Here is a 12,168-nt window from a genome sequence, read left to right as displayed (position 1 = left end):
CCTTGCTCCGGGAGAACACCGTGCCAAGCGTATCCGCACTGACTGCCGACGACTCGGTGCTGCTGGTGCAACTGTCCGATAGCCATCTGTTTGCCGAGACCGACGGCGCGCTGTTGGGCATGAACACCGCCGACAGCCTGCAACGGGTCATCGACCTGGTGCTGGCGCAGCAGCCACGGATCGACCTGATGCTGGCCACCGGCGATCTGTCCCAGGACGGCACGCTGGAGTCCTATCAGCGCTTTCGCCAGCTGACCCGGCAGATTCCGGCGCCAGGCCGTTGGTTGCCCGGTAATCATGACGAGCCCCAGGTCATGCAGTTGGCGACGGGGGACAGCGATCTGCTGCAACCGATCATCGATATCGGCAACTGGCGCATAACCCTGCTGGATTCGGCGGTGCCCGGCTCGGTGCCGGGCTACCTGCAGGACGACCAGTTGCAATTGCTGGCCCGCTCCCTGGGGGAGGCGCCTGAACGTCATCACCTGATCTGCCTGCACCATCATCCGGTATCCATCGATTGCGCCTGGATGGAGCCCATCGGCCTGCGCAACGCCGAGGCGCTGTTCGCCGTGCTCGACCGCTTCCCCCAGGTTCGCGCCTTGCTCTGGGGGCATGTGCATCAGGAGATCGACCGCCAGCGGGGCGACGTGCGGCTGTTGGCCTCACCCTCCACCTGCATCCAGTTCGAGCCCGGCAGCGACGACTTCAAGGTCGAAGAGCAGGTGCCCGGCTATCGCTGGCTGCGCCTGCTGCCCGATGGACGGTTGGAAACCGGTGTGGAGCGGGTCCACGGCTACGCCTTCAGCATCGATTACGGCAGCAACGGCTACTGAAGCGGCTTCGTTCGCCGCTGCCATCCCTGTAAACTGCGGCTTTTGCCCAGGTGCACAGGGAGTTCGCATGTCCGGTTCGATCCTTTATATCCACGGCTTCAACAGTGCTCCCGCGTCGACCAAGGCCTCCCAGTTGCGGCGTGTCATGGAGCAAATGGGGCTGGCCGAGCAATTGCGCGTACCGGCCCTGCATCACCATCCACGCCAGGCCATTGGCCAGCTGGAACAGGCGATTGCCGAACTCGGTCGTCCATTGCTGGTCGGCAGCTCGCTCGGCGGCTACTATGCGACTCACCTTGCCGAGCGCTATGGTCTGAAAGCCCTGCTGATCAACCCTGCGGTCAGCCCGCACCGGATGTTCGACGGTTATCTGGGCACGCAGAAGAACCTGTACACCGACGAAACCTGGGAACTGACCCACGACCACGTGGCGGCGCTGGCGGCGCTGGAAGTCGCGCCTCCCCAGGACCCGCAGCGTTATCAGGTGTGGTTGCAGACCGGGGACGAGACCCTGGACTATCGCAGCGCCGAGCGCTACTACCGCGCCTGTGCCTTGCGCATCCAGGCCGGCGGCGATCATAGTTTCCAAGGTTTTGCCGGACAATTGCCGGCGATGTTGAATTTTGCCGGCATCACTGCCGATCAGTACCAGGCGATCGACTTCACCGCACTGTGAAGCCCCGCCCCATATTCATTGAACGACTAACGACGAGAACCCATGGCCACTCCCAGCGCTAGCTCTTATAACGCAGACGCCATCGAAGTCCTCTCGGGACTCGACCCGGTGCGCAAACGCCCGGGCATGTACACCGACACCACGCGGCCCAACCATCTGGCCCAGGAAGTCATCGACAACAGCGTCGACGAAGCCCTGGCCGGCCATGCGAAGTCGATACAGGTCATCCTGCATGCCGACCATTCCCTGGAAGTCTGCGACGACGGCCGCGGCATGCCCGTGGACATCCACCCGGAAGAGGGCGTCTCCGGGATCGAGCTGATCCTCACCAAGCTCCATGCCGGCGGCAAGTTCTCCAACAAGAACTACCAGTTCTCCGGCGGTCTGCACGGGGTGGGCATTTCCGTGGTCAACGCCCTGTCGAACCAGGTGCGGGTGCGGGTCAAGCGCGACGGCAACGAATACCAGATGACCTTCGCCGACGGCTACAAGGCCAGCGAGCTGGAAGTGGTCGGCACCGTGGGCAAGCGCAACACCGGCACCAGCGTGTACTTCGCCCCGGACCCGAAATACTTCGATTCGCCGAAATTCTCCGTCAGCCGTCTCAAGCATGTGCTCAAGGCCAAGGCCGTGCTGTGCCCGGGGCTGCTGGTGAGCTTCGAGGACAAGTCCAGCGGCGAGAAGGTCGAGTGGCATTACGAAGACGGCTTGCGTTCCTACCTGGTGGACGCGGTCAGTGAATTCGAGCGCCTGCCCAACGAACCCTTCTGTGGCAGCCTGGCGGGCAACAAGGAAGCGGTGGACTGGGCCCTGCTGTGGCTGCCCGAAGGCGGCGACAGCGTTCAGGAAAGCTACGTCAACCTGATCCCCACGGCTCAGGGCGGTACCCACGTCAACGGCCTGCGCCAGGGCCTGCTGGATGCCATGCGCGAGTTCTGCGAATTCCGCAACCTGTTGCCCCGCGGCCTCAAGCTGGCCCCGGAAGACGTCTGGGAGCGCATCGCCTTCGTCCTGTCGATGAAGATGCAGGACGCGCAGTTCTCCGGCCAGACCAAGGAGCGGCTGTCGTCCCGTGAGGCGGCGGCTTTCGTTTCCGGTGTGGTCAAGGACGCCTTCAGCCTGTGGCTCAATGCCAACCCCGAGCTGGGCATGCAACTGGCGGAACTGGCCATCAGCAACGCCGGCCGTCGCCTGAAGGCCAGCAAGAAGGTCGAGCGCAAGCGCATTACCCAGGGCCCGGCACTGCCCGGCAAGCTGGCGGATTGCGCCGGCCAGGACCCGATGCGTTCCGAGCTGTTCCTGGTGGAGGGCGACTCCGCCGGCGGTTCGGCCAAGCAGGCGCGGGACAAGGAATTCCAGGCGATCCTGCCGTTGCGCGGCAAGATCCTCAACACCTGGGAAGTGGACGGCAGCGAAGTTTTGGCCAGCCAGGAAGTGCACAACATCGCCGTGGCCATCGGTGTCGATCCAGGCGCCGAGGACATGAGCCAGCTGCGCTACGGCAAGATCTGCATCCTCGCCGACGCCGACTCCGATGGTCTGCATATCGCCACCTTGCTCTGTGCCCTGTTCGTCCAGCATTTCCGTCCGCTGGTGGATGCCGGCCACGTCTATGTGGCCATGCCGCCGCTGTACCGCATCGACCTGGGCAAGGAGATCTTCTACGCCCTGGACGAGGCCGAGCGCGACGGCATTCTCGACCGCCTGGTGGCCGAGAAGAAACGCGGCAAGCCCCAGGTCACCCGATTCAAGGGGCTGGGTGAAATGAACCCGCCGCAACTGCGCGAGACCACCATGGACCCGAACACCCGGCGCCTGGTGCAGTTGACCCTGGACGACGTCGAGGCCACCGCGGAAATCATGGACATGCTGCTGGCGAAGAAGCGCGCCGGTGATCGCAAATCCTGGCTGGAGTCCAAGGGCAACCTGGCCGAGGTGCTGGCCTGATGCACAGAGGTTTTGCCCTGGCCCTAGCGCTATTGGCAACCTCGGTGGTGGCCGCGCCTGCGCCCGAACTGACCTTGCTGTCCGAGCATCCTGTCGAAGGCATGCGCGGTGGCAATCTGTCCGGGCTGGCGCTGTGCGGCCAGGAATTGTGGACGGTTTCCGACCGCGATGACGATCAGATCTACAAGCTCGATACCCGCGACAGCGTCTGGCAGGCCGAGGCCCTCAAGCTGGAGGTGCCGGCGGTGCCGGATACCGGCTTGCCCTGGGGCTTGAAGTCGCGGACCTGGGCCGCGTCTTTCGTGCGTGGCGGCGATCTGGATTTCGAAGGCATCTCCTGCGACGCCGCGGGCAACAAATATGTGGTCAGCGAAGCTCACGCCACGGTGCTCAAGGTACCGGTGCAAGGCGCTCCGGCCTGGTTGAAGATTTCGCCGATCATGGTCCGTGAAGCACGGGCCAGCGGCATGCTCCTGCATTTCAATGCCTTGTTCGAAGGCCTGGCGGTGAACCCCGCCGGCGACCGGATCTGGCTGGCGGCAGAGCGTGAGCGGCGCGGGCTGCTGTTGATCAAGCGTGGGCAGACCACCTGGGACTGTGATGGCGGTTGCGTACTGCTCAGTGAGGCCGGCTCGGAAATGCAGCCGCAGCAGGTGCCCAACGCCAAGGCGGTGTCCCGGGACTTTGCCGACCTGGCTTTGTTTGACGGCAAGCTGTTCACTCTGGAGCGTAACGCCTACCAGATCTGCCGCCGGGATGGGCAGAGCGCCAAGGTCGAGCGCTGCTGGTCCTTTGCTGCCGAGGCGCTGGTGGAACACCGGCGTTATCCACAGCCTTACGGTTTGGCCGAGGCGCTGGTGGTGGATGCCAAGGGCGCCTGGATCGGACTGGACAACAACAACGGCGCCCGCGCCGATGGCGAGGCCCGCCCCATCGTCTGGCGCTTTGCCGCCCCCGAAGGCGGCTGGAGTGCCCAGCCATGAGCCAGCAACCGGGCAAGAGCGCCGGGCGGGTGATGCTGATCATGGCCTGGGCCGCGGCGCTATTCCTGGCCACACGGTTCTTCGCCGACTGGGAAGCCCGTCAGGAGAACCCCAACACGGTCGTCAGTTCGCAACAACATGAGGGTTACATCGAAGTGCAGCTGGTCGGCAACGGCCAGGGGCATTTCGTCGCCAGCGGCCATATCAACGGGCAGCCGGTGCAGTTCATGCTCGATACCGGTGCCACCGAGGTGTCGATTCCTTCCGGACTGGCCGAGCGCCTGGGCCTGGAGCGCGGGGTACCGGTCACCCTGAGTACCGCCAATGGGCGCAGCGAAGGCTATCGGACCCGCATCGAGCGTCTGCAACTGGGGGACATCGTCCTTCAGGACGTCAGGGCCCTGGTGGCCCCGGGGCTCGACGGCGACCAGGTTTTGCTGGGCATGAGCGCTTTGAAGAAACTTGAATTTACTCAGCGCGGCGGCACCATGCTGCTGCGCCAGACCACGAACCAATGAGGCCCGCATGAGCGACTCCCTTGATCTCAGCCTGGATGGCGTAGAACGCCGGTCACTGGCTGACTTCACCGAAAGTGCCTACCTCAACTACTCCATGTACGTGATCATGGACCGTGCTCTGCCGCATATCGGCGACGGCCTCAAACCCGTACAGCGGCGTATCGTCTACGCCATGAGTGAGCTGGGGCTGGATGCCGATTCCAAGCACAAGAAATCCGCGCGTACCGTGGGCGACGTGCTCGGCAAGTTCCACCCGCACGGCGACTCCGCCTGCTACGAAGCCATGGTGCTGATGGCCCAGCCGTTCAGCTACCGCTACACGCTGGTGGACGGGCAGGGCAACTGGGGCGCGCCGGACGATCCCAAGTCCTTCGCCGCCATGCGTTACACCGAGGCGCGCCTGTCACGCTATTCCGAAGTGCTGCTCAGCGAGCTGGGCCAGGGCACTGCGGACTGGGGGCCGAACTTCGACGGCACCCTGCAGGAGCCGCTGGTATTGCCGGCGCGTCTGCCGAATATCCTGCTCAACGGCACCACCGGTATCGCCGTGGGCATGGCCACCGACGTGCCGCCGCACAACCTGCGGGAAGTGGCGTCGGCCTGCGTGCGTCTGCTGGATGAGCCCAAGGCCACCGTGGAACAGCTCTGCGAGCACATCCAGGGGCCGGACTACCCCACCGAAGCGGAAATCATCACCCCTCGCGCCGATCTGCTGAAGATCTACGAAACCGGCCGCGGCTCGGTGCGCATGCGCGCCGTGTATCGGGTCGAGGATGGCGACATCATTGTCACCGCGCTGCCGCATCAGGTGTCCGGGGCCAAGGTACTGGAGCAGATCGCCGCGCAGATGCAGGCCAAGAAGCTGCCCATGGTGGCAGACCTGCGGGACGAGTCGGACCATGAGAACCCCTGCCGCATCGTGATCATCCCGCGCTCCAATCGGGTCGATCCCGATGAGCTGATGCAGCACCTGTTCGCCACCACCGAGCTGGAGTCGACCTACCGGGTCAACATCAACATCATCGGCCTGGACGGCAAGCCGCAGTTGAAGAACCTGCGTGCGCTGCTGGTGGAGTGGCTGGAATTCCGGGTGGCTACCGTGCGTCGTCGCCTGCAATTCCGCCTGGACAAGGTCGAGCGGCGCCTGCACCTGTTGGACGGCTTGCTGATCGCCTACCTCAATCTGGATGAAGTGATCCACATCATCCGTACCGAGGAGCATCCCCGGGCCAAGCTGATCGAGCGTTTTGCCCTCAGCGAAATCCAGGCCGACTACATCCTCGACACCCGTCTGCGGCAGTTGGCGCGTCTGGAAGAGATGAAGCTGCGGGCCGAGCAGGACGAGTTGCTCAAGGAGCAGGCCAAGCTGCAAGCCCTGCTCAACAGCGAAGCCAAGCTCAAGAAGCTGGTGCGCACCGAATTGCTGCAAGACGCAGAAACCTACGGCGACGACCGTCGCTCGCCGATCGTCGCCCGCGCGGAAGCCAAGGCCCTGTCGGAAAACGAGCTGATGCCCACCGAGCCGGTGACCATCGTTCTGTCGGAAAAAGGCTGGGTCCGTTGCGCCAAGGGGCATGATATTGACGCCACGGGTCTGTCCTACAAGGCCGGTGACGGCTACAAGACTGCCGCTGCTGGGCGCTCCAACCAGTTTGCGGTGTTTATCGATTCCACCGGCCGCAGTTACTCGGTGGCGGCCCACACGCTGCCATCGGCCCGTGGCCAGGGCGAGCCGCTGACCGGTCGCCTGACGCCGCCGCCGGGTGCGACCTTCGAATGCGTGCTGCTGCCGGATGACGAGGCTCTGTATGTGATCGCATCCGACGCGGGCTACGGTTTCGTGGTCAAGGGCGAGGATCTGCAGGCCAAGAACAAGGCGGGCAAGGCGCTGCTGAGTCTGCCGAACAACGCCAAGGTTCTGGCGCCGCGGCCGGTGGCCGATCGCGAGCAGAACTGGCTGGCCTCGGTGACCACCGAAGGGCGTCTGCTGGTGTTCAAGATCAGCGACCTGCCGCAACTGGGCAAGGGCAAGGGCAACAAGATCATCGGCATTCCCGGTGAGCGGGTGGCCAGCCGTGAAGAGTACGTCACCGACATCGCGGTGTTGCCGGATGGCGCGACCCTGGTGTTGCAGGCGGGCAAGCGCACCTTGTCGCTGAAGGCCGACGACCTTGAGCACTACAAGGGCGAGCGCGGGCGCCGAGGCAACAAGCTACCGCGCGGATTCCAGCGGGTCGATGCGTTGTTGGTAGAGCCTCTCAGTTGAGTGTCGGCCAGAGCGCTTGATCCTGGATTTAAGCGGCGGATCGATGCTGGAACACTGGAGTCAAGGCGCATATTCACGGATGATATGCGCTTTCAAACGCCGGCCTTGCCGGCGTTATTCAATTTTTTGAGTATTTATACTGTGGCCAGGCTTGTGGCCGCCACCTGGATGGGATGATGACTGCTCTGCGCCTTCCTCTTGTTTTTCTGCTCGCGGGCGTTCTTGGCCTGGCGGGTTGCAGCGTGCACCAGCCGGTGTCGCTGTATCAGCTGGACAGCGGAAGTCCAGCCCAGCCGGCCAGTGCCGGCATGTCGGTATTGTTGGGGCCGGTGCTGATCGCCGATTACCTGCAACGTGAAACCCTCCTGCAACGCCAGGACGATGGCAGCCTGCAAGCGTCCACCGATGGTCGTTGGGCGGGCAGCCTGTCTTCGGACATCGACCAGTTGCTGTTGCGCCAGGTGGCCGGTCATCTGGACAGTCAGCGCGTAGTGCTGGCGCCGGCGAACAGCGGCTTCACCCCGGATGTACAGGTCCTGCTGTCGATCACCCGCCTGGATTCCGGCAAGTCGCAGCCGGCGGTGCTGGACGCGCAGTGGCGTCTGATCGACCGGCGTGGCCAGGTGCGGGATAACCGCATCGTGCACCTGCAGGAGCAGCATGCGGGCACCACCGCTTCCCAGGTCCAGGCTCAGGGCGTGTTGCTGCAGCGCCTGGCCGAGCAACTGTCGGTGGCCCTCAAGCCCCTGGCCAACCAGCCGGCCGTGGCGGAAGTGCCGCGCAAGGCTACACCGGCGCCAGCGCCCAAGCCCGTGGAGCAGGGCAAGCAGCCGAAGATTCCGATGGCCACGCCGATCCGCACGGATATGGAAGTGTTCCGGTTCTGAAGTAAATCGCTGTCAGACAAGGCCCGCCTACCCGCGGGCCTTGTTGTTTCTGGTTCTGGCAGGTTCCACATGGCCCACCCTGTAGCCGCTGCCGAAGGCTGCGAACGGGCCACCAGCGGCGATATCCCCAGTGCTCAAGCCCCTTCGATGCTTGTCGCAGGCAGTGCCAGCGTCTGCCCGCCGGCCACGAAAAAGCCCGCACTGGGCGGGCTTTTTCTTGTGTGGGAGTCGCCTTACAGCTTGGCCCGTGTTTCATGCATGCGCGCCAGTTGCCGCTCCAGCATCGACGGGTAGGGCTCCATCAGGCGTTCAACGCAGCAGGCTCCTTCAGGGCTGGCGATCGGACGGATGCGTGCGCGCTGGCGCAGCAGCGCGTCGTCATTGACCTTGCGCTCAACCAGCAGCAGGTTGCGGCTGTGTTGGGACAGGGCCAGGGCATCTTGAGCCGTTTCGGTGAGCAGCAGGTCGATCTGGCTCAGGCCGAACAGTCCTTCGCCCAGTGTCAGGCCCAGTTGCAATTGCAGGGTGATGCCGCTGTCCGCCACTTCGATCTGCAGGGCATGGCCCAGGGCGCGCAGCAGTTCGCCGCAGCAGATGGCGTTGGTCAGGTAATCGTCGCCGCTGTCTTCGCTGTGGAACAGCATCAGCGTGCTGCCGTCGTTCAGGGTGTGCAGTTCGCTCTGGTACAGCGAGGCGGCCTGGTCGAGGCAGTCGCGATAGCGCTCGAGCAATTCCATCAGGCGTGCCCGTGGCAGGCGTCGCAGTTGTTCCTGGGCGCCCAGTTGCACCGCGAGTACCGCGCTGTGCTGAGGCTGGGCGGGCGTTTGCGGTTGCAGCGTCGGTTTGGGAGCGGGTGTCGACGAGTGATCACGCAGGTCGGCGAACGGATCTTCTTCGTCCAGCTCGTCCTCCTCCGCGCTGACCAGGTGCCGTGGCGCAGGCTTCAGGCCCGCCACGGGCGCGCTTTGATCAAAGCTCGGATCACGCAAGTTGCGCACTTCGAAGCCGGGCTCGGGTCCCTCGTCGGCCTCTGCTTCCAGTTCAGGCTGAAGCTCTGGCTCGGGCTTTTCCGGCACCAGGCGGGCGTGCAGCTGGCGCGCCAGATCGCCGATCTCGTCCTGGCGCTGAGTGGCCGGTGTGTGTTCATCCAGGTCCCGCAGCCAGACACGCAGTTGCAGCAACGGGGTGGAGATGTGGCGACCCAGGCGCAGGCTCAGGGCCAGCGCCAGGGCCAGCAGGATGGCGCTGAGGATACCCATGCTCTGCAGGCTGATGGTCATTGGCTGCTGGAACTGCGCCATGTCCAGGCTGATCCGCAGGTTGCCGGCGGTCACGTCCTGAAAGGTGATCTTGGTCTGGTACACGCCCTCGGTTTCGCCCAGCAGGCTGCTCTTGGGGCGCTGTCCGGCCTCGGCGAGGATGCGGTTGTCGACGCTGTAGATCGCCGCGTGGGCCACCAGCGGGTTCTTGGTCAGGTTGTTGAGCAGGACGTTGAGGCTGAGGATGTCGTTGGACACCAGCAACTCGGTGGCCGAGGTGGCGGTCTGGGTGGTCAGGCTCTGACCCAGGGCATCGGCTTGTTCGTGCATGGCTTGCTTGAACTGCAGGCCCATCACGCCGGCATAGATCACCAGGGCCAGGGCGACCAGGATCACGTTATGGCTGGCGATGCGCAATGCAATCGGCACACGACGATGGCGCAGTGCACGGAAGATCAGCAGGAAGAAGTTGTCGGTTTTGACTGGCGTGGGCCGGTTCACTGAGCTCGGCTCTTTTGTCCGTGAATTTGACGCGCAGTATAGCGACAGGCCCTAGACCGGCAAAGCGCTGGCTGTGCCCGATGGTCACCGAAAGTGGGTAGAATGCGCTTTTTTTCCACCTCGGGGGTGCGCCTTGCGCGAAATTGTCCTGATCAACATCACCGGCGAAGATCGTCCCGGTCTGACTGCGGCCATTACCGGCGTTCTGGCCCAGGGCGGTGTGAACATTCTCGACATCGGTCAGGCGGTGATCCACGACACCTTGTCGTTCGGCATCCTGGTTGAAATTCCGAGCAACGAACAGAGTTCGTCGGTGCTCAAGGACATTCTGTTCACGGCCTACAAGCTCGACCAGCAGGTGCGTTTCACGCCGGTGTCCGAAGACGATTACCAGCAGTGGGTCGACGGCCAGGGCAAGCAGCGCCATATCGTCACCCTGCTGACCCGCAAGGTCACCGCCGAGCAGTTGCAGCGGGTGAGTTCGATCACTGCCAAGTACGGCCTGAACATCGACCACATCGATCGCCTGTCCGGGCGCATGCCCCTGGATATGCCGGCCGATCAGGGCAAGGGCTGCATCGAGTTCTCGGTGCGTGGCGAAGCCGCCGACCCGCAAGCGCTGCGGGCCGAGTTCCTCAGCGTGGCCCAGGAGCTGAACGTCGACATCGCCTTCCAGGAAGACTCGCTGTTTCGCCGCAACCGCCGTTTGGCGGTGTTCGACATGGACTCGACGCTGATCGAGGCCGAGGTGATCGACGAGCTGGCCAAGGCGGCAGGCGTGGGTGATCGGGTGGCAGAAATCACTGAGCGGGCCATGGCCGGCGAACTGGATTTTCGTGCCAGCTTCAAGGAGCGCCTGGCCTTGCTCAAGGGCCTGGACGTCAGCGTGCTGGACTCCATCGGTGCCTCGCTGCGCCTGACCGAGGGCGCCGAAACCCTGTTCGCCGAACTCAAGCGTCTGGGCTACAAGACCGCGATTCTCTCAGGCGGCTTCACCTACTTCGCCAAGCAGTTGCAGGCCAAGCTGGGCATCGACTATGTGTTTGCCAACGAGCTGGAAGTGGTGGACGGCAAAGTGACCGGCGTGGCGGTGGAGCCGATCGTCGACGCCCAGCGCAAGGCTGATCTGCTGCGCGAGCTGGCGCACAAGGAAGGCCTGCGCCTGGAGCAGACCATCGCTGTCGGTGATGGCGCCAACGACCTGCCGATGCTGGGCATTGCCGGCCTGGGCGTGGCATTCCGTGCCAAGCCGCTGGTCAAGCAGTCGGCCAAGCAGGCGATCTCGACCCTGGGCCTGGATGGGGTGTTGTATCTGCTGGGCTTCCGCGATCGTGACGGTCAGCTCTGAGTTGTGCGGAAAACGCCCCGAGCATAAAAAACGCCGCTGATCAGCGGCGTTTTTTTGTCCGGTATCCGGGTTTCAGGCCTTGGGCAGGCCCAAGCCCTGGCCCATGCGTACTGGCGAGCCGGCGGCCAGTTCTTCCGCCCACTGCACCTGGTCCGGGCCAAACAGCACGATGGCCGTGGAACCCAGCTTGAAGCGCCCCATTTCGGCACCTTTTTCCAAATGAATCGGTGCCCGGGCCGCTTCGTCGTAGCGCACGGTCTTGAGTTCGCGCTTGGGCGGGGTTACCAGGCCGGCCCAGACGGTTTCGATCGAAGCCACGATCATGGCGCCCACCAGTACCAGCGCCATAGGCCCGCGTTCGGTGTCGAAGATGCACACCACGCGCTCGTTGCGGGCGAACAGTTCAGGCACGTTCTCGGCGGTGGTCTGGTTCACCGAGAAGATGCGGCCAGGGACATAGACCATTTCCCGCAGGGTGCCGGCCAGCGGCATGTGCACCCGGTGATAGTCTTTGGGCGACAGGTAGATAGTGGCAAAGTCGCCGCCCATGAAGGGGGCAGCCAGGGCCGGATCGCCCCCCAGCAGTTCCAGCACGCTGTAGCTATGGCCCTTGGCCTGGAACACTCGGCCGTGCTCGATCGGGCCCAGTTGGCTGACGGCGCCGTCGGCAGGGCTGAGCACTGCGCCCGGCGTCGGGTCCAGCGGTCGTGCGCCGTCTTTCAGGGCGCGGGTGAAGAAGGCGTTGAAGTGTTCGTAGGCGGTCACGTCCTCGACCTGGGCCTCGGACATGTCCACCTGATACTGCTTGGCGAACCAGCGGGTGAAGGCATTCTTGAACCAGCGCACGCGGCACTCGGCAATGCAGCCGGCCAGGCGCGACAGCAGGTGGTGAGGCAGCAGGTACTGGCTGAGGATGAACAAGCGCTTTTTCATTGGGTGTCCTTAAA

At 64.1% G+C, this 12,168-nt stretch carries 10 protein-coding genes; 8 read left to right on the top strand and 2 right to left on the bottom strand.

Annotated elements, in window-relative coordinates:
- Positions 1-20 precede the first annotated feature (20 nt).
- The 7 genes from cpdA (at position 21) to GWQ44_RS13495 (ending at position 8,113) form a co-directional block, all read left to right on the top strand.
- A complete protein-coding gene (cpdA, locus tag GWQ44_RS13525; RefSeq protein WP_275927546.1) occupies positions 21-836 on the top strand; it encodes a 3',5'-cyclic-AMP phosphodiesterase in 816 nt (271 codons plus the stop codon).
- 67 nt (positions 837-903) lie between these two features.
- The gene (locus GWQ44_RS13520; RefSeq protein WP_047301314.1) at positions 904-1,512 is read left to right on the top strand and encodes a YqiA/YcfP family alpha/beta fold hydrolase; all 609 of its coding nucleotides are present in this window, start codon (positions 904-906) and stop codon (positions 1,510-1,512) included.
- Positions 1,513-1,554: 42 nt separating this feature from the next.
- Positions 1,555-3,459, top strand: coding sequence for a DNA topoisomerase IV subunit B (parE, locus tag GWQ44_RS13515; protein ID WP_047301316.1), 1,905 nt, complete (start codon positions 1,555-1,557; stop codon positions 3,457-3,459).
- Complete coding sequence (locus GWQ44_RS13510) at positions 3,459-4,442, top strand: esterase-like activity of phytase family protein (RefSeq protein WP_103739476.1); 984 nt, start codon at positions 3,459-3,461, stop codon at positions 4,440-4,442. Before parE ends, GWQ44_RS13510 begins: the two co-directional genes overlap by 1 nt.
- Positions 4,439-4,960, top strand: a complete 522-nt coding sequence (locus GWQ44_RS13505) for a TIGR02281 family clan AA aspartic protease (RefSeq protein ID WP_016964911.1) — start codon at positions 4,439-4,441, stop codon at positions 4,958-4,960. Before GWQ44_RS13510 ends, GWQ44_RS13505 begins: the two co-directional genes overlap by 4 nt.
- A 7-nt stretch (positions 4,961-4,967) precedes the next feature.
- Positions 4,968-7,226, top strand: a complete 2,259-nt coding sequence (gene parC, locus GWQ44_RS13500; protein ID WP_103739475.1) for a DNA topoisomerase IV subunit A — start codon at positions 4,968-4,970, stop codon at positions 7,224-7,226.
- Between the two features lie 176 nt (positions 7,227-7,402).
- A complete protein-coding gene (locus GWQ44_RS13495) occupies positions 7,403-8,113 on the top strand; it encodes an ABC-type transport auxiliary lipoprotein family protein (RefSeq protein ID WP_275927545.1) in 711 nt (236 codons plus the stop codon).
- Positions 8,114-8,346: 233 nt separating this feature from the next.
- Here the strand turns inward: GWQ44_RS13495 and GWQ44_RS13490 are convergent, their stop codons facing one another.
- On the bottom strand, positions 8,347-9,873 hold the full coding sequence (locus tag GWQ44_RS13490) for an AhpA/YtjB family protein (RefSeq protein WP_275927544.1): 1,527 nt from the start codon (positions 9,871-9,873) through the stop codon (positions 8,347-8,349).
- A 133-nt stretch (positions 9,874-10,006) separates the two neighbouring features.
- Here GWQ44_RS13490 and serB point away from each other — a divergent pair, with 133 nt between their 5' ends.
- Positions 10,007-11,221: a phosphoserine phosphatase SerB gene (gene serB / locus GWQ44_RS13485; protein ID WP_016964907.1), complete on the top strand. Its 1,215-nt coding sequence runs from the start codon at positions 10,007-10,009 to the stop codon at positions 11,219-11,221.
- Positions 11,222-11,293: 72 nt separating this feature from the next.
- Here serB and asd read toward each other — a convergent pair whose 3' ends face one another.
- Positions 11,294-12,154, bottom strand: coding sequence for an archaetidylserine decarboxylase (gene asd / locus GWQ44_RS13480; RefSeq protein WP_047301325.1), 861 nt, complete (start codon positions 12,152-12,154; stop codon positions 11,294-11,296).
- Positions 12,155-12,168 lie beyond the last annotated feature (14 nt).

The sequence above is a fragment of the Pseudomonas sp. 3MA1 genome (assembly GCF_029237275.1).
Classification (GTDB): Bacteria; Pseudomonadota; Gammaproteobacteria; order Pseudomonadales; family Pseudomonadaceae; genus Aquipseudomonas; species Aquipseudomonas fluorescens_AP.
The sequence above is the reverse complement of the archived record's forward strand: the minus strand, read 5'-3'. Positions and strand labels throughout refer to the sequence as shown.